The following is a 26,972-nucleotide window of genomic DNA, read 5'->3' on the forward strand; positions in this document are numbered from 1 at the left end:
CTATTCACATAGCTGTTAAGGAAAAGCTAAATGAAAAAATTTACAAATGTGTTGTTGGTTCTTGCCGTTGCGCTTACCATTTCTGGATGCGCTCTTTCTGTAAATCCTTTGGTGGGAGCTTTGTACGCGGATGTGGAAGGACCTTTGGCAGTAACAGGCAATAGCCCAGGAGCATTAGTGGGTGAGGCAAAAGCTACTCTAATCTTCGGTGTAAGTTTTGGAGATGCCAGTGCTAAATCTGCGGCAGCAAACGGTGGTATTACCAAAATCAAAACTGTTGATCAAAAAGTACGCAATGTTTTAGGCGTTTTTATGGAAGTTACTACAATTGTTACCGGTGACGACTAAACTATGAAAAGGAACTGATTAGTGGCTGAAATGGAAGCTTCTTTTTTTCAACAGCATTTTATCACCATTGTTGTTGGTGTTTCTACTTTTATTCTTGGCTATATTATTGGGTTTTTTTCCAACTCTGGTGGCTCAGAATAGTTTTCAAAACGTATCCTCATAGCATCGAGGATACGTTTTGGTTTATATTCCACATCTACAAACAATTCTTTTTAGTACCACAAACTTACAATCCATTCAAGTATTTGCGGATCATAAGCTATTTGCAAGTGATTTTTATCAAATCCTCTTTGTCCCACAAGTTTTGCACCACGTTTGGTGAGACCCTCTGTATAGGAAGCACTGTATTTATACAGTACGCCATCACTGGGATAGTCTTGCACTCCAATAGGAATTTTTATCCAACCTAAATCTATCTCATCAAGAGTCGAATGTGTTCCATAAACATTAATGACATTGATACCCGGATCAAGACCCTTATCATTTAGTTTACCTATGGTGTTATGACCTTCTTTGATGGCATGTTGGATTCCGTAAGAAGCGACAAAGGCGGTTGTTCCTCCGTAGTAGCAGGCCTTCATTGTTAAATTGAAATCTACTGGGGTGTAACTAAACACCGAAAAGTCAAGCCCATCATCTACCAAGTTGTATAGTAGCTGGCTTTGCCCTGGAAAGTAGTTGCCGCTGTATTTTCCCGGATTTTGTGCGTAGATATCCAATTCGTATAACTTTGCCCATGATCCATAAACTAGACCTTGGTAAAAGCAGATGGGAGAGGAGGTGTTGTTAGCAAGAGCTGTGACATTTCCCATGTAGTAGCGAAACACTAAGTCAATACCCTTGTTGGCAGCACCTATCTGAACATAGTGCCCGATATCATTTTGGTACTTTGTCAAAAAAGATTTATAGGTGCTATTCACTTCGCCAAGATCACTCATGTAAATACTTGCAGCACAGTTGCCTTTTGAGTGAGCAATGACATTTACTTTTGTTCGTTGGGTTTTTTGCTTAATAATATGGATGGCATTGCGAATTTGTTCTGCTTGTAAGTAATTGCAACCGTGGTTATGAGAGAAATTGATCGCAAAAACGGGATGTCCTTTTTGCGAAAGTCTTTGCATAAAACCCTTCTTGTCGCTTGGTATAGATTTTGGCGTTGTCATGCTTCTCGGGTGGACCCAAGCGCGAAACGCATCATCTCCTGCCCCATGTATTAGAAGCACTGGTGTTTTTTGTGCTTGTTTCCAACCGCGAGAATACAGTAGTACCATTAGTGATGAATCAGCACCTTGGTTGTTGTATAGCTCCTGTGGAAAACATTCAAGTACCTGAGGATTTTGGAAGCGTGTGATTTCCAAAATTTTTTCTCTGACAAACATGGGATGGTGATCGCGGTATGCCTCACTCTTTTCCCAATACAAGATGTTATTGTTTACCTTGACAGGTACTTCGTTCAAGTATTGTGTGGCGAATACACTAGTGATTAGTGTGAATACAAGTATGAACGAAACTCTCATTCATCTTCCCCCTTTAGTTTGTTTTCCAAATCAGCAATTTTTTTTTCATACCCTTTTAGGGTACTTTGTAGTTGTTCCCATGCATTGTTTGCGAAATAGTTGGGCATTTGTGTCATATTCATCCAACCATTCCACATATTGAACTGCTGTTGCATATTGTCCTTGAGTTTCATATAAGAATCAAGGCTGGAACTCAAATAAAACTGCAGAAATTCTTGGTGTTCGTCTTTTTGTAGTTTGATGAGCTGGTGAAGAAGTTTTGTGGAAAATATCGTGTGTTTCTTTTCATCGTTCAAGATGATTTGTAACAATGTTTCTTGGGTGATATCTTCTTTTGTTTGATTATCGATAACCTCAACATAGTTCCCTTCACGAATAATGAGGGATAGCTCATCTAAAGTGATGTACTTTTTATCCACTGTGTGATATAGACGTCGATTAGTGTACTTCTTAATTGTAATTTTTTTCATAATTTAAGTGCCTGAAAAGAAAACACTTACGGATTTTCTTTTGCTAAAATACATTTTTATGTTGCAGTGCAACATGGAAAATGGTTTTATATGTTCAGAGTTAATTGTGTGTTAATTTTGCACTCTTTGATATCGCTTAAATTACAAAGGGTGCAGTTTATAAAACTAATTTCAATGTTAATATTTTGCACTGCAAAAAAAAGGAGCACGCTATGTTTTCAACTTTACCACAAAGCCCAATGGATTTTTGGAAAAAATTACCTCTTATGGGACCTAATCGCGAATACTTAGAAAAATTACAGAACATTCACTCTTCATGGACAAATTTTTTGCAAAGCAACATGGAGTATAACAAATTATCACAAATTTTTTGGGAAAATTTTGCAAAAGATTTTCCAGAGTACGCAAAAAAGAGTTATGAAAACTTTGACTTTAAAGAGTTTGATCCGACAAAAAAAATGCAAGAAGGTTTAAAATTCTTCGATGAGTGCTGGGAAAAGACAATGCAGTCAGAAGAATACGCACAAAAAAGCGGTGAAGTATTAAACAATCTTGGTGAATTTCGCAAGCAGTTGATGGATCTTTTCACCCCTGTTCTCAATGATTCTAATATCGCATCTCAACAACAAATTTACGAATTAACAAAACAAATGGACGAACTTCGTAAACGCATCGAGAATTTGGAAGCGCAAAAATCATAACTGGCAGAAACGAAAGCTGCCGTTTTGTAAAGAAAATGTCATTCCCGAGAGAGTGGAAAACTCGTAAGAGGATTCTAATTGCTAGTTTTTTGTTTTCTCGGGCATGACAATTGGAAAACAGGGCTTTTGATTTCTGAGACTATTGATAACCACGGTTTAACACCCCGCTTATGTTTAGGAGAAAACAATGCAAACATCGGCCGTTACTCATGATAACACCTTACATCCTTTTGCGGATCATGCACAAAAGGAAATGGTTTTTCAAAATACTCATATTACACTATTTAAATACACCCCTCAAACCGTTAAATGTGATACTCCGGTTTGTATATCCTACGCCCTAGTTAACAAAACCTACGTATTGGATCTAAGTCCGAAAAATAGTTTTATTCGCTCGCTGTTAAAAGAAGGACTTATCGTATATCTTATTGTGTGGCATGATCCTGCGAAAACAATGTGCAATGTTACCTTAGAAGATTATGTTTGCCGCAACTTAAACATATGTGTGGATAAAGTCAGACAACTACACGACATTCCTCAAATCAACTTGTTAGGGATTTGCCAAGGTGGAACTTTCTCCCTTATGTACACCTCTCTTTTTGGTGAAAAAATAAAAAATCTCATTTTAATGGTAACACCTGTAGACTTTCACAGCAGTGAGAATCTTTTTACGCACATGGCAAAAACTTGGGACACGAAAAAAATTGCTGGTGGATTTCCACTACTCACTGGGGACTTCATGAATATGGGATTTCTACAGTTGAAGCCTTGTGAGCTACTTATCAATAAGTATGTAGGTGCTGTACAATTTTTAAATGACGAACATAAGCGAGAGTTTTTCTTGCGTATGGAAAAGTGGATTTTTGATAGTCCAGCCCAAGCGGGAAATACTTGGAGTGAATTTATCGAAAAATGTTATCAAAAAAATGCCTTGGTAAATGACACGTTTGTCTTAGGCGGTAACAAAGTCTCTTTGAGCAATATCAAATGCCCCGTTCTTAATTTAACAGCAGCAAAAGATCATCTCGTTCCCAATGAATGCAGCACACCTCTTAAAAATGTCATATCTTCTACCGATTATACATATGAAAGTTTTTCCACTGGTCATATTGGAATTTTAGTTGGTAGAATAGTTGCCAAAAAAGTTGCTCCAACTATTGGAGAATGGTTACAAAAAAGAGATTGAAACACATTTCGCCGACTACAGCGTTTTTTGTAACTTATTCTTTTCCAAGAATGTGTTTATTTTACTTAAGGGACGGCCAGACCGTCCCTGTTTTTGTGAATGATCAGCAAAGCTCGTTGTTGTTTTATTCGAGGAGAAATCATGCACGATGAATTTTTTAAATTTTGGGAAAATGCTGCCAAAAATTATCAAAAAGCTTTCGAGTCGTATAAAAATTTTTCGCCACAATCTATGCAAAATGCCACGCCCGAAACTATGATGAGTAGCTTTATGCAAGCTGGCCAACCATTTTTGGATATGATGCAAAAATGGTATCAAGAGATGAGCAAGTTGCATATGAACCAAGGTTCTGAAGAGTATTTACGCCATAAAAACCAGCAAATGTTCGGTCTCATGGAGAACATTGATCAAAAGATGTTTGATGTTTTGTCAAAAATGACGGCAGAAAACATGGCGGACAGCTATCAAAAGACCCTTGACAAAATGGGAAATGCCAGTAAACAGTTTGATATGCAAACGATGATGGATTACCTGCAAACAATCACGACTGAGTACTTACGAGATATTGAGGCTATCCCTGAAAATGCCAAGAAAATTAATGTAGAGCATCTTTGGGAAATCTGGACGAAAATGCTGGCAAATCCCAACGATGAAGAAATGAAAACCTACAGCAAAAGACTACAAGAAAGTCTTGCGGTAAAACTCAAATACGGTATGGAATATTATGCCGATCCTGAAAAGACAAAAGTGGGTTTTTCTCCACGCAATTTAGTGTGGAAAAAAGACAAATATCAACTATTTCACTATCCCGCTGTGAATCCCAAAAAAAATACCACTCCAGTTCTAATTGTCTACTCTCTTATCAATAAACCCTACATTTTAGACCTACTTCCTGGATGTAGTTTCATTGAATATTTGACAAAAGAAGGTCTTGACGTCTATTTGATTGATTGGGGTGAACCTGATTACGATGATCGCAAAATAACACTTGATCACCTTATTTCTCCCGTGATTTCAGGAGCGGTTGACTTTGTTGTTGAGTATAGCAAGAGTGAAAAGGTTTCTATTCTAGGTCATTGTATTGGCGGTATACTGGCAACGCTTTATGCGGCGCGCTATCCCGAAAAAGTAGAACGTTTAGTTACATTGACAACACCCATTAGTGGTACAGATGGTGGTATTGTTGGTTTGTGGGCGCATTTGTTGCCTACAGAGCAAATACTACAGACATTTGGGAATATGCCTGCAAAACTAATTCGTTACACGTTTATTGGTTTGAAGCCATATTATGAAGTGATTCGTTGGAAAAAGTTCTACGAAAATTTAGACAAAATGAATGAGCAAGCGATGACCGCTTTTTGCGCCGTCGACAAGTGGATTAACGATAATATTGATGTTCCAGGTGAAGTTTTCCGTAAATTTATTTTGGAAATTTATCAGGAAAATCGTTTGAGCAAAGGGCAGACGAATATCAATGGTAAAAACGTATCGCTAGCGAATATTACCTGTCCATTATATAACGTAATTGCCGAAGATGACTGGATTGTTACCCCGCCATCAGCAAAAGTTCTCAATGACAATGTTGCTAGTGAGGTGAATATCCAGAAAATTATACCCGGGCAACATTTGAGCATTATTTTTCATCCGAAGAATCGTCCTGTTTGGAAAGAAATGCTCGATTTTTTTTGTGGGGATGTGCCACAGGAAAAAAAAGCGACAAGTGATCACAAGTCGCAACAACAAAAAAAAAATGCAACGGTGAGTAAAAAACTAGATACACAACAAAAGGAGATAAATCTTATGCGTATGCAAGACAGAGTTGTAATGATTACTGGTGGAGCACGTGGGATTGGACGTGCTACGGTTTTAAAGTTTGCTTCAGAAGGTGCCAAGGTGTGTTGGTGTGACCTTGATGGTGATGCGAATAAAGCTCTACATGAGGAGTTAGGTAGTGAGAATCACAGCTATCACCATGTAAATGTGACAGACCGCAATGCCGTTAGAGAATGGGTTCAACAAATTGTAGATAAGCATGGTCGCATTGACGTTCTTGTAAATAATGCTGGTATTACACGCGACAACTTCTTAGTGAAGGTAAAAAACGGTGAACTGGTGAAAGAAATGCCTGAGGAAGAATTTGATCAAGTAATTGACATTAATCTAAAAGGTGTATTCAACTGTACGCAAGCGGTAGCCCCTGTGATGATTAAACAAGAATCTGGTGTGATACTCAGTGCTTCTTCTGTTGTGGGATTGTATGGAAATATTGGTCAAACAAACTACGTAGCTACCAAGGCGGGTGTTATTGGAATGACACAAGTATGGGCACGTGAGCTAGGCCGTTACAATATTCGAGTGAATGCAGTTTCTCCTGGTTTTATCGCCACAGAAATGGTAAAAAAGATACCTGAAAAAATCATCGCTGGTATCGCGGGAAAAACCCCGATGAATCGCCTGGGAGAGCCACGCGAATTGGCGAATGTTTATTTATGGTTGGCTTCGGACGAAGCGAGTTTTGTTTCCGGAGCAAATATTTCCGTTGATGGTGGACTTGTATGGGGAACATAGGATGCAATATCAAAATATCTATCAAATGCTGTGCGCTACAGTAGAACGGTGTGCTGAAACCGCTTCTTATTTTCACAAGGTAGATGATGATTGGCAAACAGTTACATGGAAAGAATTTAAAGATTTGGCAGACAATTTTGCCCTGGCGCTTTTAAAGCAAGGTCTTCAGCCAGGAGATACTGTCAGTATTCTCGCGGGAAACGACTTAGTATGGCCCGTTGCTGATGTGGGAACAATTGCAGCAGGGGGAATTGGAGTTGGTATTTATCCGAGTAGTTCACCGGAACAATGTGCCTATATTTTAAAGCACTCTAATTCCAAATTTGTGGTTGTCGATACCGAGCCGCAATTGCAAAAGATTTTACAAATTCGCGAGCAAATCCCCGGATTGACAATCATTTCTAAGATAGCGAATGAAAATGCTATTTCTTGGGAGGAATTTTTGCAGCAAGGGGATCGCGGAGCTTGGGAGGCATACCAAGAAACAGCGATGAGTCGCGGTTATGATGATACAGTGGTTATCGTATATACATCAGGAACCACTGGACATCCTAAAGGTGCTTGCTTGAGTAATCGTTATGTGATAGCGAGTTGTGTGGCTCTTGATAAAGTTTTTGAGGCGGTGCGTAGTGACACATTTATTGAAAATGCCGATGACCAGTTTGTCACATTGTCTTTTCTTCCCTTTTGCCACGTCGCAGAGAGAATAAGTGGTATGTATGCGCGTATGTATTCGGGATTTTCCGCGTACTTGATAGATAATATTGCAAAACTATTTAGTTACATGCAAGAACTAAGCCCTCACATGTTTGGAGGGCTACCACGTTTTTACGAGAAGATATACGCCAAAATACTCGATGATGTCGAAAATGGCAAAATCAACAAACAAGATTTCGACAAAGCGATGGACATCAATAAACGTGTAATTGCACAGCGCGACGATAATCAAACTCTAACCGCGGAATTGTACGAAGAGTGGAAGTGGGCAGAAGAGCACGTTTACAGTAAAGTGCGCAGTAGTTTTGGTTCGCGAATTGTCTCTTGTAGTTCCGGGGCTGCGCCGATTCCCAAAGAAGTTCTAGATTTATTTTTGTATGCGGGAAATTTAACGATTCTTGAAGCATATGGGTTAACGGAATATGTGTGTTGTGCGTTTAGCACCCCACGAGCTCATCGGGCAAATTCTGTCGGAAAACCGATGCATGGTTGTGAAGTAAAGATTGCCGAAGATGGTGAAATTTTACTCAAAGGGCCACAGATGTTTACCGGGTATTACAACGATGAGAAAGCCACAAAGGAAGTCATTGATGACGACGGATGGCTACACACCGGAGATATCGGTAAACTTGACGAAGACAATTTTCTATACATTACCGGTCGTAAGAAAGAGTTTATCAAAACTTCTACAGGGAAAAAAATTGCGCCGTTATATATCGAGAACTTATGTAAACGAAATCACTTACTCTCCAATATCATGGTATACGGCGACAACAAGAAGTACTTAACAGCGCTCATTACCCTAAATGAAGTTGAACTTCGCAGCTACGCTAAAGTGCATAACCTGGAGTTTGATAGCTATGCCGATTTAACAAAGCATCCTAAAATTCAGGAGATTGTTGCGGAAGTAATCGCGGAAGTCAATGCTCAGGTATCGCGAACGGAGCAAATAAAAAAATATACCGTGCTCGAAAAAGACTTTTCTATAGAAGGAGACGAAATTACTCCTACGGGTAAAGTCAAACGTCGTATCGTCAATAAAAAATATCATGACGTGATTGAAAGTATGTACGTGTAGCATTCTTCATGACCGTGACCCTGACCGTAATCGTGACCGTAGCCGTAGCCGATTTACTCGGTCAAGGTCACAGTGACGATTACGGCTACGATTACGGTTACGGTGACGGCTACGAGTATTTTCACACTCAACCTAATGCGCCAGTTGTTTTACTTCTCCATAGGAAGTACTAAAATCGCGATGGCGCAAATCCACAACTTCAATAAACGGTTCAAAAACTTGACAAATATACAGTTTTTTATTGTACAAAACCGCTGTAGATCCGCCATTAATTGATTCCCCACCATTATTGCGATAAATGCAATCTATCGTGTGTGTTTTCCAGTCAATTCTCCACACCATTGTTGGCGAAGAAACACGAGGTGACAAGGAGTGTAGAAAAAATTTGGTTGTGTCGACATGCGACGCCAGTAGCGTTGTGTCACTATTTTGCGTAAAGTTATCCCCTCCGCCTAGATTCTCCGCGAGTAACTGCTTGTCTTGTAGTATACCCGTTTGGGGATGACGCTTATACGACCATAGTTTACCACTTGCCGAAGCACTCACCAGGAATTTTTTTTGCTGCGAGACATAGTGTACTCCATTGGCGTACTCTAAATCCTTAGCGGCCACAACCCATTTTCCTTTGTTGTAATGTACTACCGTCGAGCGTTCGCAAAAACCAAAAAGTTGTCCGAAACCTTGCGGTGGTTCGAGATAGCCGTTGGTAACGTAAAAACAGTCATCACCTACAACGAATATGTCGTTGGGATTTATCAAGAATGGATGGTTAAAAGAACGTTGGTAGTGAAGTAAACCATCGCGCCATTCATATTTTAATATGGCGTGCCCATAAATACCCTTCCCACGCGTATTATCACCATGAAAACCATGATGCACCACATACACATCAAAAGATTTTTTTTGGGTTTTGCTTTGGTAAATATATATACCATGAGGTCGAAAAATAAGCCCCATCGGTTCGTTGCATCTCTCTACGCGTTTTGCCTCATCGGTTGTGAGATTAATAAGCCAAAAGTCACCTTGTTGGTACTTTTCGCGTCGCTCTAAACACGATACAAGAAGATGAGGTCGATCATCTATCGACACATACTGTATATCTTCAGGACCAGGTCCTACATTGATGTGGTATTTACTTGCGGTATGATTAATCAAGCGCGCGGTGGAGCATGCGGTACACAGTACTAAAAATAGCCAAAGTATTTTCATTTTTCGCCTCTATATGTGGAAGTCGTTTGGATGAATAAATGTAGATTGGCTATTCTAGCACCAAATGTCCCCACGGCAAATTTTTTGCATATTTTTCTTTTTTCATTTATTTTAGAGTTCATAATTACGTATATATTCTTACATATACGATGCACCTTAGACGTTGTTGGAAACTTTTTAGGAGAAACAAAAAATATGACAATTTCTGGCTTGAAAAAGTGGCTAATAAGGTTCGTACTTTCCTTTTTTGCCATGGTATTTTTAGCGGCAGTGATTTTCGCGGGGTGTTACGTCAAAGCACTTATCGATATTAAACGCATTGATTCTAACGCGACGATTGAAACGTTTTCTTTTAACTGTATTGTCAGTTTTTACGGAGTTGTGGACAAAAGCAGTAAATATCCGCGAATTTTTTTCTGGCGTTTACAGCGCTTCCAGAGTTTTACGGCGGAGGACTGTGGTTATGTAAAAGACCTGCCTTATGTACAGCGCATAAAGAAAAATCAAAGCTTACGCTTTCGTAAAAATGAACCGTTATCTATTTTAGAATCTAGTATTCCATATATTACATCTGTTCGTATAAGAGAGTTTACTCATTTTCCTTTAGAAATCTTACGATTGGCGAATTTGAAAGAACTGTATATTTCCAATAGCACAATTGAGGATTTGCCCGATGAAATTGCACAGCTACAAAATCTTGAAATAATATCTTTATATAATAGTACTGGTTTTTCCATGTTGCCAAATACCATCGGTCAATTAAAAAAATTACGCAGACTTTTTATCAATGGCGGAAATATAACACTTCCGAATAGTATTACCCAACTGACAAGTTTAGAAAAACTAGAACTTTTGAATTGTAAAATCGATAAGTTACCACGAGAAATAGGAAATCTCAAAAATCTTAAGTACCTAGTTCTTACGCGAAATTCATTAAAGAAGTTGCCTGAATCCGTTGTTAAGTTAGAAAATTTACAGCGACTTAGTTTGGAAAATAATGCCATTCAAGTTCTTCCCGAAAAGATGTTTTTGTTAAAGAATCTAATTTTTTTAAACTTGGGATCCAATACTTTTCGTGAGTTTCCAGTAAGTATTTGTGACTGTAAACAGTTGGAGACCTTAGTTTTGAAGAATAACAAAATTAAAAGTCTACCTGTTGAAATCTTGCAATTGCAGCAGTTGCGTTATTTGTATTTGGGATTTAACTTAATTGAAAAATTACCTGAAGGTTTTTCAAAGTTGCAAGGTCTGAACGAATTGAGTTTGGAGGGAAATCAATTGGATAAATTTCCTTTGCAAACGGTGGAGTTACAATATTTAGACACCTTGTTTCTTAAGAAGAACAAGATCAAAGTTGTGCCAAATGAATTGGGTAAATTTAGAAGGTTAAGTTTTTTAGATATGTCTGAGAATAAAATATCTGAATTGTCCAATGAAATTGGTCAAATACCTACACTTAGGTTGCTGTATTTACAGGGAAATCAATTGCTAGATTTACCTAGTGGTATGTATAAATCGACGTCTTTGGAAGTTTTACATGTGGGCGACAATCAGATTGCAAATATTAGCTCGGATATAGTTAAAATGGTCAATTTACGTAGTTTCGACATTTGCAATAACAAGCTCAAAACAATACCTGTGGAATTTAGAGGGCTACAACGCATAGGTTATTTGAATGTTTCTGGTAATTTAATCAAAGAATTACCGGAGGAGTTCAAAAATTGGCAAGGTGTTAGCGTGATATGGAAATAAAGCGTTGACATGCGAAAACGTTTATCGATAAAGATTTACAAGAACGGGCGGACACAAGGTCCGCCCCTACATCGCGTTTTGCTATAGGTTGATTTTTTTTACTCAGAAATACTTCCCATTAGGAAGATATTACTCAATTCATCCCAGCGGCATTCTTTTAAACTACTTTGTTCGTGACCGTTGGTTCCCAATTCCAAATAGGTGAATAAATCGGTATTTTGCCAATGATTTCCACTCGGAGCTTCCACGCCATCTTCATCTATATTCTCTAGAAGCCCGTCTTTTTGCAGATGATGTAAATCTACGATTTGTTGTTGGAGAAGATGTTCGACTTCTTGATAGGTGTCCTCTTCGGCTTCGGGTAAGTCTTCCCAATCCTTGTTATACTTCACGGGTGGTTTAGAAAAAGCATCCTGGAGTATGCGCGCCACATCACTGATTTGTAAATCTTTGTCTTTGTAGCTTTCCAGTGTGTACAACGCGGATTTTAGATAATCGCTAAGAGGTTTTTTGTATATTTCGCGACGATCTTTTAACATGAGTTGTACAAAATCATAAAAGTCGCCCCATGTTTCGACTTTGTCTACATGCTGTTTATGGGGGTTTTTCCCTTGACTGTCTAGGATTTCATCGGCGTACTTGAGAACCTTTTCGTGGGAGTCGTTAATCGAATACAACAAGATAGATTCATGAATAGGAAGAAATGGCGAAGCATCTTTTAATTGCTGTAAGACACGCGCTTTATTGTCTCCTGAAATTTTTCGGAAGCTCTCGAATAATTGCGGTTGTCCTTCTTCTACAAGCAGAAGAGTGGCCATGAGTAAATGGGCGTGTGTTTTGCCCGTTGTTATGTCGAGGTTGTCGGTAATTTTTTGCAATAACTTATTGCGATCTTCAGATGAATAAGAGGGGGCATTACACGCCGCGGTAATGGCGGCATTGTCCATGATCTCTGCATCTTCAAGTGCGTTCATGAAGGATGGAGGAAGAGAATATGCTGTTAAACTGCCTAATATCTCTATTGCTTCGGAACTAACAGCATCAGTGTAGTAATTTTCGCTGTCGATGACTTCTAGAAGTACAGGAGTTATTTTGTCGGCGATTGCGTTGGCTTCGGCAATTAAGTTGTCTGCTTTGTTTAGAACTTCCAACATAGCTAACTGTGCATCTTTGTCTTGCGTTTTTAGGTGTTGTGTAACAAGTAAAATACTTGGAACGGGAATCATATAGTCCAAGGTTTTTCCCATGTTTTTAATCGCGGCAATAATAAGTTTTAGGTAATCATTATTTTTTTCTGTTAATGTGCCAATAACTATGTCAAGAGTTTGCTGTGCGTTTTCTTGTTCAATATCTTCGATATTTACTTGCGACAAAACAGTTAGAAGTTCTTGTAAATTAGAGTCTATTATTGAGTGTACTTTATTGCTTTTTACAAGTTTTAAAACAGTATTCTGATCCATAAAAACATCCTCGTAATTTTTTAGGGCGAACCTTGCGGTCACAGACGTTTAAGTGACGATACGCCCTAGTCTATATTTGTAAGGTTTTAACGCTTTTTGTAGCCTATCCACTACATGCTAGACTTTTTCCTGAGGTTTGTTATCCGAGGTTTCGTTGATAACGTTTTCTCGTATTATATCATAGACTAAGTGTGCATCTCGTATAATTTTTATATTTTCGAATAGTTGTTGTGCTTCTGAGTATGTACGCGAAAGCATTTTTAGCCATTGTTTGGTACGGCTTACAGGGTATTTTCCTCTATCATCGTGTTGCCAACAATTGTAAAACATTTTGCTGAGTATTTTGCGAATTTGTTCCCAGGAATAGGGTGAAATATCACTATTTTCTACAGTGGATTTTATTTGTAGAGCTAAATCGGGCATTGAGACAGCACCGCGTCCAATCATGACATCGGAACACCCTGTCACTTCCAAACAACGAAGATAGTCTTGTACTGTCCAAATATCTCCATTCGCTACTACGGGGATATTCACCACATCTTTTATTTTGCGTATCCACTCCCAATGGGCAGGGGGTTTATACCCCTCTTTTTTTGTTCTGGCATGAACAATTAAAACCGCTGCACCGCCTTCGTCTGCCGCTATGGCATTTTCTAAAGCCAGAGTTTTATCTTCAAAGCCAAGACGAATTTTTGCAGTGAGGTCTATGTGTGTGGGTAGTGTTTTTCTTACCCCATGTACGATATCATAAACACGATGAGGATCTTTTAGTAAAGTTGCTCCTCCGTCGTGGCGATTTACTGTTTTTGCAGGACAACCAAAGTTTAAATCTATACCAAACGCACCTAATTTTACTGCACGCATAGCGTTGTCGCTAATACAGCTAATATCACTTCCCAATAGCTGAAACCATACGGGAGTTCCTGCTTTAGTTTTGCTTTGTTGGTGTAGTTCAGGACAATGGCGGAAGAATACATGGTTCGGGTATAGTGTATTGGTGATGCGTAAAAACTCGGTGACACAGTAGTCAAAGCCACCTATCGCCGTAAGCAAATCTCTGAGAATTGAGTCAACGACACCTTCCATCGGAGCTAAATAAATTTTCATGATTTTTTTCCAGAAACTTAGGCATTTGTAGATTTACCTTCTATTTTAGATTGTAATAAACAATAAAAAAGAAAAATTTGTAGTTTTTTTTAAAATTTTGGTATCATTGACAAACCCTATTTTTTGTTTGAAGCCGATTTTAACGGAATTGAGGGAGAAGTCTTAATCTCTCTTGAAATTATTTTAACAGGTTTATGGATTACAAAACCCTAGAATTGAAGAAGACATGATATTTGTAGCATGCCTATTATATTTCTGTATTACTTTGGCTATGCTTCCATTGCTGTATAACGGTTATCGTTTTATCTTTGGCAATAATCGCTCTGGAGCTAAGTGGGGGATATGGTGCCTAGCATTTGGTTTTTTGACATACTTTGTGTGTAACGCGGTGAATAACTATGTAATTACACCTGAACTAGCGCGCCGTTATTTGTTTTTATTCATTATTTCTATGTTTATTGCTATTACTGTGTATAACAGTTTTTCTACAATGGGAATGGAAGAAGAAGGTGAAGACAGCGATAAGGGTGAGAGCAATAACAGAGGTAATGACGAAGCGTAATTGGAGCTATACATGATCGATAGTTTTGATGGAGAATACAAAGAAAATCTCCTGCATGCAGAAGAACTAGAGTATAGCGGTGACTACAAAAGCGCCGCAGAGTTATATAGCCATTTGGCGACCACTGCAAGGCTAAAGAAAGATCCACAGTGGAATTTGATTATCGCGTTACTAATGCATGCCATTTATTGTTTTCAAAAAAGTAACCAGGTGGAACGCGTAAACACATTTGTGGACCGCATGGAAAAATTGCGCAACCAGCACAATGCCGACGGTAATGTCAGCATAGGGCAGACACTATATAATACGGAACATTATGAGTTAATATGTGGTTTTGACAGAGATTTTGTCAATAAAAGCGATATGCAATTGATTTCTTTTCTGAAAACTTTGCAAACCAAAGCACGGGAAGCAGAAAGCGAAAAAAACTTTCGTATTGCAGCAGCGCGTTATGCGCGCATTGGTGAGTTGCACAAGAGAATTCATCCAATAGATTACAAGAGCCTTTGTGAAAGTTTGGAAAAAGCGGGCCATTACTTAAACCTGATTAAATCATATCGCCAAGCATTATTTTTTTATCAGGAAGCCATGAAAATTAACACGCGTTTGGACAATGAAGAGCACATCGCGGTTAATTACAACAACATCAGTTTTATTTACACACAACTCGGTGACTTTCAAGAGGCACTACATTATTGTCAAAAAGCCTTGGCGATTAATGAAAGATTACAAAATCGCGAGCAAAAAGCTGTAAATATCAGTAACTTGGGACAGATATATTTAAAGAGTGAAAACTACGATAAGGCGCTTAAAAATTTTGCGCATGCTATTGAATTGAAAACGCGTTTGGGAAAGCGTAAGGATATTGCTCAAGAGATGTACAACTTGGGAATGGTGTATTCGGCGACGAAAAAATACAAGGCTGCGATTGCACGTATCGAAAACGCTGTGAATATGATGTCACAGCTAAGTAACAAAGAAGAGGTGGCACGCTATAGCTCTTCTTTAGGGGATTTGTATGAAAAATTTGGTCAGCGCGATATGGCGATTCAGTATTTGGAAAAATCATTTTCAACGTACTACCTAGTCAACAAAAAAGTACGTGCTGCAGAGGTTTTGCATATCTTGGCAAGGCTTCATGAAGAAGAACAGAATTACGAACAAGCGATCAAGTGCATTCGGCAAAACATTGCTATTCAGGAAAATTTAGGCAATGTCAAATTAGTAGAATCGCACCTGAAAAAGGTGGCCCAAGTGTACTATGAATTGCAAGATTACAAAGAAGCGATTGGCTACTACATAAAAGCGACAGAACTTGAAAAAGAAACCTATACACCCGAATTGCGTTATCGCGATTTTTTAACCATAGGTTTATGGTATATAAAGGCAAATCAACGCAAAAAGTCCATCGAATATCTGCAAAAAGCCGCCGCAGTGTTAGACGACGATTCAGACATTCCACAAGATGAGGTGTATTTTTTCCTCGGCGAAAACTTTGCCGAACTTAAAAAGTGGTCAGATGCCTTAGATTGTTTGTATCATGCGTATAACACTTCTTCGCATTGGTACCGTAAAAATATTCATTTGCTGAAGATTGCGAATGTTTATATAAAAAGTGAGAAATACAAAGATGCGAAGAAGTGCTTTAACTCTATTACTCAGTTTTGCCAAGCCAACCGCCAAACGCAGAATGCTTTACTCATATCGGTGACAAAATGGCAAAATGCGGTGCGTGAACATGAAGAAGTTCAAAGTTATTACCTCGAAATTTTTACTTTGTGTTCTGTATGCGAGTTTTATTGGCAATCAGAAAAATACTCGATTGCCATAGACTATGCACTATTTGCCTTGAACTTGCTGAAAGATATTATTGCTGTTGACGCGAAGGGAATATACCAAGAGAAGTACAATCAGAACTTACATGAATTTAGTATTGAGCCCTTGTTTGACCGTCACCAAAGGTTTGAACAACAAATACAAAGATTACAGGAACTTTTTGTTGCGATTTTACAAAAAAGTCGACAAGATATTCCCGCGATAAGGTCGGCGATTTCTCAATTGTTTAACGCAAACGATAGTTTGTACGGCATTGAGTTTTGCGAGCAGTTACTTTTAACCGCAGAGCCGTATATTTCGCGAACAAATCAGGCGCATTTTCTATCGCAAATGGGATTGCGTTTTAAGCAGCTCAAAAACTTTGCGAAGTCTATATTTTACTACGCTTGTTCATGTAGTGTATATATTTCTTCTCACGCGGGGGAATTGTTTCTCTTCACTCTCGATAAACTCAATGCTTCATGGAAAATGTTTTTAGAAGACCCTCAAGATTTTGATTTCAACAGTTGTGATTACATCGAAGAGGTGGTAAAAACTGCCTATGGTTTAGCAGAGAAATCTCTATATCTCCAGTTAGTGGAGCACGTGTGGAATACATATTCTCGATATGAACTAGAAGATATGGCAGAAATACATCTAGTGAAAAGTTGTGAAATGTGTGTTGCCATGGGGGATGTTGAACGACAAATTGATTTTCTTGAACTTTTGAGTGATTGCTATCGCATCCAAGGCAAGGATGAAAAAGTGATTGCCACACAAGTAACTGTTTGTGATTTACGCGCAAAAATAGAAAAAGAAAAGCAGGAAGAAGACGTATTTTCCGATACATACCTTCCTTTGGATTTACCGGCAAAAAACGAAGAAGACTCTGTAGCAGACAATCCCAATACCTTACAGAAAATGGGCGAAACGTACATGAGTTTAAAGAGATACGAAGACGCGTTATTGAATTTAAATGCCTTGTTGTCTTTGTATGAAGAAGCAGAAGATGCGCCTAAAGTGGCAAATACGCTGTTGCGCATTGCCGGAGTTCACGAGGCCCAAGAGCACTACGGAGAAGCAATAGAGTCTTTAAAGGAAGGGGTTGCCATCGCACGTTCCGTTCCCGATGAAAGTGTCTTGCGTAAATCAATCATCAAATATCATGAACTTTATGCGAAATCAGAGCTTTTTTCAGAAGGAATTGTACTTTTTGAACAAATGTTGAAAACAGACAAAGATCACGAAGAGTTTTTTGCTTTAGAAACATATTTTTTAGCAAACTTGTTGGAAAAAGATGGGCAAACATTGCAAGCAATAGAACATTACAACAAGGCCTTGCAACTTTATGAGGCGGCGGAAGAGAAAAATGAGCACATTGATCATCTGTTTTGTTTGCAGCGTCTAATCGACCTCTACAAAGACAATGGCAACTATGCGGCTATTATTACCACATATCAAAAACTGTTTGTTGTTTGCGAACAAATGAAATTGCAAGATACCCTGAATATATGTAAACAAGAATTATATAGCACTTGTTGGGATTACTATCAGAGTTTTTTGACGGCGAAAGACAAGGAACCGTTCTTGAAGAATATATTTGATGTTCTAAATTTTCTTGCAGAAAACAAATGGCAAGAAGGCAAAACAGAAGATATTTCTTACGATGAATCGGTAGCGAGTTTGCGCGAAGCGTGTCACTTATACAATAAAATTTCAGAATTTTGCGGTGATAAAATGTCCGAAGTAGCGGAAGAAAAAAATCAGTGTTTTACAGCCCTAAGTGAGACTGTACAAGCTCTAGGTGATTATCATATGAATTTTGACAACTATGAACGGGCCATTGCGTATTACGAAGAAGACGCAGAGTTGCAAGAGACACTGGGAAATTCACGTGAAAAAATAGATGTATTTTTAAAATTAGCCGCGGCATATGAAAAGAGCGAAGATTTCGAAAATGCGGTGGGGGTTTTTGACAACGCAATTGGCCAGTCGCAAGATATTTGTAGCGCGGAAGAAAGAGTATGTTTGTTGTTTGAAGCCGCCAAGGCGTACTTTAAATTAGAAAATTTTTCGAAAGTTCGCGAGTATGGTGGAGAGGCGATGAGCATCATTGACGACAGCAATATAGAAGACAGTGATTTGAAGAACGAAATTGAAAAATTAATGATCTCTTCGGATGGATAACATGAACAAATCAGAAATGAACCTACCAGCTTTTGCAACTTCTAATCCAATGTTATCGTCTGTTACTGAGGAGTTTCGCCCCGAAGTAGACTCTGAGATGAGTCTACTCAGTTATTGGGCGATTTTACGCAAACACTTAATTCTTGTGGCATTTTGTGGAGTAGTTGGTGCGATTACCGCAGTTTTTTATACTTCGCGATTACCGAATATGTATCGTGCAGGAGCCTCTGTTGCGGTAATCAAACCTACTAAAAATACGCAAGGTTTGCCAGTGAATCAGACGTATTATTCCAAACGTTTATCCACTCAAGTTGCCATTTTGCAAAGCCGCGCGATGGCGAAAAAAGTAATCGAACGTTTGCCTGAGGCAATTTGTCTATCATTTTTTGGTCGAGAACGCACCGATGTGACCGCAGGGCAACTTTTGAGAACAATTTCCGTTGCTGTAGGGGATGGTACCGATATTCTATATATCACTTGTCGCGGTAAAAATGCAGAAAATGTTGCGTATATTGCAAATTTATACGTGGATGTTTTTGTCGACGAAAATGAGCGAGAAATAAAAAATGCCCAAGATAAACTACTAAATTGGTTGAAACAGGTAGTTCCTAATTTAGAAAAGAAAATACGCGAAAAACGCGATATACTCATCAAACTACAGCAAGAGTATCCCGAAATTCGCACATACAACTTAGAGAAAGAAGGGCGAGCGATTTCAAGGGTTGAGGCTGCGAAAAGCGATTTATACGAGCTGGAAAGATCGATGTACGATGTAAAACTGCGCTACGGTAAATGTCAGGAAGTAAAGAAAAAAAAGAGTCTTGAGGCAATTTTGTCTTCTGATTTGTTTGTTCAAAATGCGATGATTGACGACTTGCAAAAGAAAAAATTTTTATATGAAAATCAATTACGTGATTTAAAAACGCGCTACAAGCCGGCACATCCTAGTATCAAGAAGACAATCAACAATATTGCACAAGTCAAAAAACAAATATTCCACTATGCAAAACGCATCATTATGCAAGAGGAAGAAAAATATGAGAACTTTAAATCCAGAAGAGCGTACTATCAAAAAAAACTCAAAGAATTAGAAGAGCAAAATTTAGCTTTTCATCAAAAAATTTTGATGTACGAAGACATCAACGCTGAGGTGGCGGCACTTCGCGACCGCTATAACGACTACCGCGAAAAAATGAAAGAATATGATAGTCAACGTTCTTACCAGTTCGATATTTTGAACCCCATTGATAGCGCCGGGATCCCCGGCCGTCCTTTCAGTCCTAATCGAACGCAGAATTATTTGGTGGGGACTTTCCTCGGTGTTATGTTGGGGGTTATTTTTGTATTTTTAATTGAATTTCTCGATCAAAGCATCAAAACCGTGGAGGAAGTCCAACAACTTACACCTGCGCGCATCATGGGATTTATTCCGTTTATTTCACCAAAAATTTTCATGGGAAAGACAACACATGTTGTCGAAGAGAAAGAAAATACCAATGTTGCAGAAGCTTTCCGTGCCATTAGTACTTCTATTTTCTTTGCCGAAGAGCAAACCAAAAACAAGACCTTTGTGATTACAAGCGCATTAGCCCAAGACGGAAAAACAACTATTTTTTGCAATTTGGCACTGATGATGGCAAAAGCCGGGCACAAAGTATTGTTGATAGATGGTGATTTGCGTAGGCCGCGTTTACGAAGGCTTTTTGAACTTCCACAGGGAGAGGGTTTTACCGAGCTTCTAAGGAGAGATGTTAGCTCGGAAGAGGTCGTACACAAAATCAATGAAAACCTATCGTGTATTACCTCAGGAAAGATACCGGCAGATCCTTACGAAACAATCCATAATAGTCACATAAAAGAGTTGATCCGTGAGCTGGAACATGAGTATGACTACATTTTGATTGATGCACCTCCTATTGGGATCACAACAGATGCTCTTCTTTTAGGAAAAAAATTAGGAGGCCTACTGTTCGCGATTACCGTGCATCGAACACCTAAGCGCATGGTAAAGCAATTGATACATCGCATGCAGACTTTGGACATTGAATTGAGTGGTTTGATTCTAAACGATGTGAAGGGGTCATATTCTTCACAACTAAGTTACTACAATTACTATGGACTCTACTACAGTAAATCTTATTATACGCGTGGACTGAATAAAAATCCACTAGGCCGAAATTCCAAAATAAACCCGCTTGTTGACAATACAAAAAAGAGTTAATGGAGTGAAGTTGCAGTGTCATGAATTTTTGTAAATTCACGACACTGTAATAATGGAAATTTCGATAGACTTAGAATTTAACTCGCGGAGCTATCTTCCCCTTTGGTATCCACCTTATCTACTTTTGGGTTTTTTTCCATTAGTTTTTCTTTGAAAACTATTCCAAAAGTCAAAACAGCCACAAATTGAAAACCATTATTCATTGCATTCGTAAACATTTGTAGGTATAGCGAGTAGTCTTTTGCTCCTAAAACGCAGCAACAGGTTATTGCAAATCCATATAGCCCAATGAAAATGCAGTAGTAGCTAATATACTTTTGTAATAAATGTAACATAAAAGTCCTTTTAATATTGAATGTGTCAGTAGGTTTTTATAAGTTACTGACAATTACAGATGAAATCGAGCCTGACAGCCATGCGCGTAAGCGGGAAACCAGCTTTAAAAAAAAAGATTTACGTTGATGTGAATTATGAAAATCGTAATCGTGACCGTCACCGTAGCCGTAATCGTCGCCGTGACCGTGACCTTGACCGAAAAAATCGGTTACAACTACGGTAACGATCACGACTACGGATTACGGTCAAGGTCACGAAAATTCGGTGCAACACTTGAATGTAAAAGCTTTATTTTAAAAGAATTACAAAAAACCTACCCCTGACAACTGTTTCCTGGGGATTTGGTTTGAGAGTTACTTATACATATAAGGGTTACGACGATTAATAATAAATACAATTGTTGCGATCGCATACTTTCGAGAAGCAATTTTCATGCTGATTTGACCCCAATCGCCTTTTAGATTGTAACCATAAACCTTACCGTTGTCTCTAAATTCGGCAATAACTCCCCATGAACTGCTACCATGATAGCCTCTCACGGCTTTCTCTTCTATGGTAGCGACATGTGACCATGAGGAACCCCTGTAACCCCATATGCGTCCGTCTTCACGAAATTCACCGATGTGCATCCAGGAATCATCGCGGTAGCCGTAGACTTTTCCGTTGTCTTTAAATTCAGCGATTTGCGTCCATGAACCTTTGTGATAACCATAGACCTTGCCGCTGCTATATACAGAGGCAATGGAAGTATATGTCGTTGAATTGTGAAACTTGTGGAAAAGCCAGTCGTGAACTTCTCCTCCGCCACGTTCTTCGACCAACTTTTTGGTCAATTTTCCTGCGGCATCAAATAAATAAGTATGGTGTTCATTTACGTATTTACTTTTTTTCTTAACATATAGCCAACGTGTGTACTTGGGTTTTTCTTCTCGCTCTGTGGGATACTCTTCTTTCCATTCTTTGTACACAACGCTTTGTTCACCACTTAGGCTATTTTCAAAATTTTCTTTGGCAATACGCGCTTGTTTTTCCGCCTCTAATTTTTTTTGCTCAATCGCTTGGATGTTTTGTTGTATTAGAGCGTCGATTTGAGCTTGTTTTTGCTTGAATTCCGCAGCAAAGTTGTTGTCCATTTCGGCAAAACTTTTTACCGCTTCGTAAGTGTTTTGTGCGGTCTTTTGTTGCTCTTCTGGGTCCATTTCTTTTGCTTGCAACACACTAAAGAGCATTTCTAATTTTTGTTTGCCTAAGGGACTACTGTATTTCACAACCGCGGCGCGATTTTTTTCATTACGTTTTGCAAGTGCGACGATGTGCTCCCATTTTTTGGAATTCCAATAAGAGAAGTTTTTGTCCATCGACTTGGTGTCCTTGAACGCTGCCTGGCAAGCTTTTTCTACGACTTTAATTTGCTGTTCTTCTACATACTTCTTTAATTCCGGAGAATTACCAGCGTATTCTTCGGCCCACTTTACATTGGGTAAAATCCAATTCAAGTAGTCTTTTTCTGTGGCTTGTAATGCCGCTTGTATTGATTTTTCCACGGCGAGCTTTCGTGTTTTTTGCGCACTACTTTGGTGCTGTGCAATGAGCTTTTTAAAGTAGGGAGCTTCTGCGAAAGGTTGAATGATATCGATAGCTTGTTGATATTTTTTTAAAGCATCTTTGAATGAAGTGTTTTCGCTAAAATGGGAGAATTGTTTTGCCGATTCTCGCGACTCATCGGCACTTTTACCCAAAAGAAGTGACTGCTGAATAATCACAACAACTTTCATCTCGGGAATGGTTTTTTTATACTGTTGCACCAAAGAAACGTAGCGCTGTTCAGCTTTTTGAAATATGGGATGGTCGGCGTAAGAACGCTTTTCTTGTTGTAAGGTTTCCGCAATTTTATTTAGACGAAAATCAATTTGTCGCATAATGGAACGCAAGGTGTCTTCGGGACTACGGCTAGAGGTAATTTGCGTAGCGTAGTTCTTTAGTGTCGTTTCTACTTCTTTCATGTAACCTCTAGACCACGCCAACGAATTTTCTACACTTCTGTTTAATTCTTTGGCCTTTATTTCTTTGAGACTTTTTTGTAAAAATTCTGTCACATCAACAAGTTGTGTAAATTTTGCGATTTGCTCTGGGTAATTTTTCGCATTTTTGCTCAACACTTCGATATGAGGTGTGGCTTCTTTCATTTTTTGCTCAAGTTGTTGTAGAAGATACGAAAAACGCTGAGAAGACACTTTTTGTCCGCTTTGAATTTCCTTTTGGATTTGCAAACCTTGGTTGATATGTCTTTTGGCAAAACTAAATGTACTGCGCAGACGCGAAACAGCATTTTTTTCTGCTGCACTTGGTTGTTGCGTTTGTTGATTTTGCTGTGTGGTTTGCGTGTTTGTATTTTGTGGTGCTGCATTTGCCAGTTCGTTATATGCGGCAAGCATTTTTTTGACCTCTACGTTGTCGCGAACACTTTGTAATCTCTTGATAAAGCCGTCAACATAACGAAGTTGACTTTTTCGTGAAGCCACGTCTGAGTAGCCTCGTGCGCGGTTGATATAGTAGTATGCCTGGCGTAAATCGTTTTTCTGCTGAGGGTTTAGTTCTTTTGGAGTATTGGGATTATTGTTTTGATTCTGATTTTGTGTATTGTTTTGTACTGTATTTTGTGGTGGTGTGGTGTTGGCCTTGGCCAATTCGTTGTATTTATTAAGCATTTCTTGTACTTCGGCGTTTTCACGAACACTCTGTAGTCTTTTTATGAACCCGTCGGCGTATGCGAGTTGACGTTTTCGCGATGCGGGGCTTGAGAAACTTCGCGCACGATCAATGTAGTAATTGGCCTGGCGTAGATCACTTTTTTGTTGAGGATTTAAACCTTTAGGAGTATTCTGGCTATTATTTTGATTTTGGTTTTGTGTATTGTTCTGTGCGGTGTTTTGCTTTGGAGTAACCGTTGCCAAGAGCTTATCATAAAATTCGGTTAATTTTTTGACATTTTGTTCTTGAGGGATTTGTTGTTGTAACTGCTGTAAATATCCCAAGGCATTTTTTAGTTGCTGCTTGCGCGCGGATACATTTGTAGATCTACCTGCGCGGTTTAAGTAATAAGCGGCTTTTTGAATATTGTATTTTTGCGCTGCGGTTACTTTAATTGGTTGCTGCTGTTGTGGTTGTTTTTGTTGCTGAGGTTGCTGCTGGCCAAGAAGATATTTTATGCTGGAAATGGCTTTTTCACCTTCTTGTATCAAAGAAGCATTGCCGTTGGCGTCTTTGAGCGTTTGCACTTGTTGTTGAATTGTTTGTAATGAAGAAGTCAAATAACTTTTTTGCCAATCGGGAACTTGTGTTGGGCTTTTATACTTGCTTATTCTACTTTGTACACCGCGTAGTGAAAATTTTAACTTGCTTTCAACATCGGCGACAGTAATTTTTTGCTGTATATTTTGGAAACGTTGTTGCAGATTTTTTACCTGTTCGTTGTCTGGCTTGCTATTTACAAGTGACTCTACGATACTTTTTGCATAGCGCACGTAATTTTTCATAATTGATACGTGTGTTGCTTTTTCTGCTTTTTCAAGATAGCCATTGGCTGTTTTTAATTGACTTTTTTGTGAAGAGTTTAAATCCTCCGCTGTGATCATCGTTGTGAAGATCAGAAATAACAAAAAAGCATTTCTCATAAAATTTACATCCTTAAATCAAAATTATTTTTTTCATCTTGGAAAAACCGCAAGAATCGGGTCGATTTTATACTTTAACATAAATTAGAATACGTCTAACAACATAAAATGTTTGAGGAGTTAAAATCTCATGGAGAAAAAAACAGATTATCAGGTTATTGAAAAAGCGTTGCTATTTATCGAAGATAATTTTCGCTCGCAGCCAAATTTGGGGGAGGTGGCGAAACACGTTCATCTAAGTGAATATCATTTTCAACGCCTATTTCGTCGTTGGGCAGGGGTAACCCCCAAAAGGTTTATGCAATTTATATCCAAAGAACATGCAAAAAAATTATTAGAAGAGTCGCGTAGTATTTTGTCTACGGCTTACGATACAGGATTATCAGGATCTAGCAGACTTCACGATTTATTTGTGACATATGAAGGGGTTACACCTGGGGAATACAAGTCTTTTGGAAAAAATGTTACCATTTATTATGGCGTTTATCCTACAATTTTTGGGGAGTGCTCTGTGGCAATGACAGATCGCGGAATATGCGAGATGCATTTTGCGTTTGAGGAGTTTTATACATATCTTTGTCGCAAATGGAAGTCCGCAAATCTTGTGGAAGATAACAAGCGAGTCGCGTGTGTTGTACAGAAAATTTTTTATAATAAAAATTCTACACATCTTTTATTATGCGGGACTAAATTTCAGATTAAAGTTTGGGAAGCGCTACTGCAAATCCCCCAGGGAACAGTGGTTTGTTATTCTGATATAGCCCGTTATTTGGGGAACGAAAAATCTGTGAGAGCTGTGGCAAGCGCGATTGCAAAAAATCCAATAGCTTTCTTAGTCCCTTGCCATCGTGTTATCCGTAAAATGGGTTATTTTAATAATTACCGTTGGGGTAAGGTCCGAAAGAAAGCTATTTTGGGTTGGGAAATAGCGCAGAGCTAAAAATGCAAAAGCAATACATTGGTATTGCTTTTATTAGGGGGGATTCACCCTAATCTAGGGAAGTTGTTTCACGTAAGAATTTTTCCAAGACTAATTCGTTACCGCGTGATATATTTTCAAAACGAATGCCTACCTCCGAAAAACCTTCTTTACTCGCAGCGATATGTGCAATGGCTGCAGGTACTTCAATAACGGCTTCTTCCAAGGCAATGTACAGATAAAGTTCATCTTTTGGAATTTTATCATTTGGTACTTCTAACTTAATCCCTTTAAGTGAGATATCTAAAGTTCTGCCTAATCCTTCTACTTTAGCATTTTGCTCTTCATCCATATATTGATACGACACAAAATTGATCGAATCTATTCTGGATACTGATCTTCTGTCTTTTGGATCATTTCCTGTCATAATAATTACCTATAAAAGAAAAAATGGTTTTTGCTTTTTGCTTGTCTCTAGCCACGGCGTCGTTTTGTTTTAAGACTTTTAAGATAATTGATCTATTATGATATAAAGTACCAAGAACATGCATGCGTTGCAATGAAATTTGTTTTTTTTTGTCGATGATGCGTTGAACATCATTGATGAGTTCACTTAATATGGATATTGCTTTTTTAAATTCACTTTTTTTTGTTGCTTGTTTCGCTTGCGCATCTAAGTCATTGAGCATCCACTTCATTTGCGATGTGTGCTTTTTAGGATCGAGAAAATGACGTAATTGCGAAATGTTACTCTGTGGTATAGATAACTGTTTTTGGTAAAAAATATAATTGATCTCGCGATCTTCGAAAGTGAATCTCACCGGGTACGTTTCGACAAAAGCATCGTAGGTAAATTTCTCTTCGATGGGCATACTGGCAAAACCATTGCGAAATTTTAATTTTGTGCGCGTTTTTTGGATAACATTTTTTTTGGCCGGTTCTACGTAAAGGGTAATGAGCAGTTGTGCTTCGTCTTCTTCTACATTTTGTAACTGGGGCAAGTTTTTTCGCACGGAAGCAATGACGTCGCTGGTGACTTTTTGCGTAGGAAGTTTACTTTTGTTTTGTATTTGTAAATGAAAATTCTTTATTTCTTTGGGTAACGTGACTTGTGGAACAAAATGGCGCACGGTGAGTTTCATCAC

The 26,972-nt window shown here is 38.6% G+C and carries 20 protein-coding genes; 11 read left to right on the forward strand and 9 right to left on the reverse strand.

Annotated features, from left to right (window positions below):
• Positions 1 to 30: 30 nt before the first annotated feature.
• Positions 31 to 348, forward strand: a complete 318-nt coding sequence (locus UABAM_RS18660) for a TRL-like family protein (RefSeq protein ID WP_151969522.1) — start codon at positions 31 to 33, stop codon at positions 346 to 348.
• A gap of 212 nt (positions 349 to 560) precedes the next feature.
• Here the strand turns inward: UABAM_RS18660 and UABAM_RS18665 are convergent, their stop codons facing one another.
• On the reverse strand, positions 561 to 1,865 hold the full coding sequence (locus UABAM_RS18665; RefSeq protein WP_151969523.1) for an esterase/lipase family protein: 1,305 nt from the start codon (positions 1,863 to 1,865) through the stop codon (positions 561 to 563).
• Entirely contained in the window at positions 1,862 to 2,335 is a 474-nt protein-coding gene (locus UABAM_RS18670) for a polyhydroxyalkanoate synthesis regulator DNA-binding domain-containing protein (protein WP_151969524.1), read from the reverse strand. The genes UABAM_RS18665 and UABAM_RS18670 overlap by 4 nt, the downstream gene beginning before the upstream one ends.
• 212 nt (positions 2,336 to 2,547) lie before the next feature.
• Between UABAM_RS18670 and UABAM_RS18675 the strand changes: the two genes are divergently transcribed.
• From UABAM_RS18675 to UABAM_RS18690, 4 genes are all read left to right on the forward strand, one after another.
• Complete coding sequence (locus tag UABAM_RS18675; RefSeq protein ID WP_151969525.1) at positions 2,548 to 3,036, forward strand: poly(R)-hydroxyalkanoic acid synthase subunit PhaE; 489 nt, start codon at positions 2,548 to 2,550, stop codon at positions 3,034 to 3,036.
• A gap of 187 nt (positions 3,037 to 3,223) precedes the next feature.
• Positions 3,224 to 4,222 carry a class III poly(R)-hydroxyalkanoic acid synthase subunit PhaC gene (phaC, locus tag UABAM_RS18680; RefSeq protein ID WP_151969526.1) on the forward strand — a complete coding sequence of 333 codons (999 nt, stop codon included), beginning with the start codon at positions 3,224 to 3,226 and terminating at the stop codon, positions 4,220 to 4,222.
• Positions 4,223 to 4,363: 141 nt separating this feature from the next.
• Positions 4,364 to 6,790, forward strand: coding sequence for a 3-oxoacyl-ACP reductase FabG (gene fabG, locus UABAM_RS33990; RefSeq protein ID WP_173013411.1), 2,427 nt, complete (start codon positions 4,364 to 4,366; stop codon positions 6,788 to 6,790).
• Position 6,791: 1 nt separating this feature from the next.
• Positions 6,792 to 8,585 carry an AMP-dependent synthetase/ligase gene (locus tag UABAM_RS18690; protein WP_173013412.1) on the forward strand — a complete coding sequence of 598 codons (1,794 nt, stop codon included), beginning with the start codon at positions 6,792 to 6,794 and terminating at the stop codon, positions 8,583 to 8,585.
• A gap of 132 nt (positions 8,586 to 8,717) precedes the next feature.
• Here UABAM_RS18690 and UABAM_RS18695 read toward each other — a convergent pair whose 3' ends face one another.
• Positions 8,718 to 9,794, reverse strand: coding sequence for an SMP-30/gluconolactonase/LRE family protein (locus UABAM_RS18695; protein WP_151969529.1), 1,077 nt, complete (start codon positions 9,792 to 9,794; stop codon positions 8,718 to 8,720).
• Between the two features lie 195 nt (positions 9,795 to 9,989).
• Between UABAM_RS18695 and UABAM_RS18700 the strand changes: the two genes are divergently transcribed.
• A complete protein-coding gene (locus tag UABAM_RS18700) occupies positions 9,990 to 11,546 on the forward strand; it encodes a leucine-rich repeat domain-containing protein (RefSeq protein ID WP_173013413.1) in 1,557 nt (518 codons plus the stop codon).
• Between the two features lie 98 nt (positions 11,547 to 11,644).
• Here UABAM_RS18700 and UABAM_RS18705 read toward each other — a convergent pair whose 3' ends face one another.
• Positions 11,645 to 13,006: a hypothetical protein gene (locus tag UABAM_RS18705; RefSeq protein ID WP_151969531.1), complete on the reverse strand. Its 1,362-nt coding sequence runs from the start codon at positions 13,004 to 13,006 to the stop codon at positions 11,645 to 11,647.
• A gap of 117 nt (positions 13,007 to 13,123) precedes the next feature.
• The gene (locus UABAM_RS18710) at positions 13,124 to 14,113 is read right to left on the reverse strand and encodes a tRNA dihydrouridine synthase (protein WP_151969532.1); all 990 of its coding nucleotides are present in this window, start codon (positions 14,111 to 14,113) and stop codon (positions 13,124 to 13,126) included.
• 226 nt (positions 14,114 to 14,339) lie between these two features.
• Here UABAM_RS18710 and UABAM_RS18715 point away from each other — a divergent pair, with 226 nt between their 5' ends.
• Genes UABAM_RS18715 through UABAM_RS18725 form a run of 3 tightly spaced genes read left to right on the forward strand, consistent with a single transcriptional unit; the run spans position 14,340 to position 20,898 of the window.
• Positions 14,340 to 14,675, forward strand: a complete 336-nt coding sequence (locus UABAM_RS18715; RefSeq protein WP_151969533.1) for a hypothetical protein — start codon at positions 14,340 to 14,342, stop codon at positions 14,673 to 14,675.
• Between the two features lie 12 nt (positions 14,676 to 14,687).
• Positions 14,688 to 18,677: a tetratricopeptide repeat protein gene (locus UABAM_RS18720; RefSeq protein WP_151969534.1), complete on the forward strand. Its 3,990-nt coding sequence runs from the start codon at positions 14,688 to 14,690 to the stop codon at positions 18,675 to 18,677.
• A gap of 1 nt (position 18,678) precedes the next feature.
• Positions 18,679 to 20,898 carry a GumC family protein gene (locus UABAM_RS18725; protein WP_173013414.1) on the forward strand — a complete coding sequence of 740 codons (2,220 nt, stop codon included), beginning with the start codon at positions 18,679 to 18,681 and terminating at the stop codon, positions 20,896 to 20,898.
• Between the two features lie 77 nt (positions 20,899 to 20,975).
• Here the strand turns inward: UABAM_RS18725 and UABAM_RS18730 are convergent, their stop codons facing one another.
• Entirely contained in the window at positions 20,976 to 21,233 is a 258-nt protein-coding gene (locus UABAM_RS18730; RefSeq protein WP_151969536.1) for a hypothetical protein, read from the reverse strand.
• A 135-nt stretch (positions 21,234 to 21,368) separates the two neighbouring features.
• Between UABAM_RS18730 and UABAM_RS18735 the strand changes: the two genes are divergently transcribed.
• Positions 21,369 to 21,557, forward strand: a complete 189-nt coding sequence (locus tag UABAM_RS18735; RefSeq protein ID WP_151969537.1) for a hypothetical protein — start codon at positions 21,369 to 21,371, stop codon at positions 21,555 to 21,557.
• Between the two features lie 30 nt (positions 21,558 to 21,587).
• On the opposite strand, the gene UABAM_RS18740 is transcribed toward UABAM_RS18735, so the two are convergent.
• Complete coding sequence (locus UABAM_RS18740; RefSeq protein WP_151969538.1) at positions 21,588 to 24,908, reverse strand: hypothetical protein; 3,321 nt, start codon at positions 24,906 to 24,908, stop codon at positions 21,588 to 21,590.
• Positions 24,909 to 25,038: 130 nt separating this feature from the next.
• Here UABAM_RS18740 and UABAM_RS18745 point away from each other — a divergent pair, with 130 nt between their 5' ends.
• Entirely contained in the window at positions 25,039 to 25,848 is an 810-nt protein-coding gene (locus UABAM_RS18745; RefSeq protein WP_151969539.1) for a methylated-DNA--[protein]-cysteine S-methyltransferase, read from the forward strand.
• 49 nt (positions 25,849 to 25,897) lie between these two features.
• Here UABAM_RS18745 and UABAM_RS18750 read toward each other — a convergent pair whose 3' ends face one another.
• Positions 25,898 to 26,254: a PilZ domain-containing protein gene (locus tag UABAM_RS18750; RefSeq protein WP_151969540.1), complete on the reverse strand. Its 357-nt coding sequence runs from the start codon at positions 26,252 to 26,254 to the stop codon at positions 25,898 to 25,900.
• Entirely contained in the window at positions 26,241 to 26,972 is a 732-nt protein-coding gene (locus UABAM_RS18755) for a hypothetical protein (protein WP_151969541.1), read from the reverse strand. Before UABAM_RS18755 ends, UABAM_RS18750 begins: the two co-directional genes overlap by 14 nt.

Source organism: Candidatus Uabimicrobium amorphum (assembly GCF_009002475.1).
Classification (GTDB): Bacteria; Planctomycetota; Uabimicrobiia; order Uabimicrobiales; family Uabimicrobiaceae; genus Uabimicrobium; species Uabimicrobium amorphum.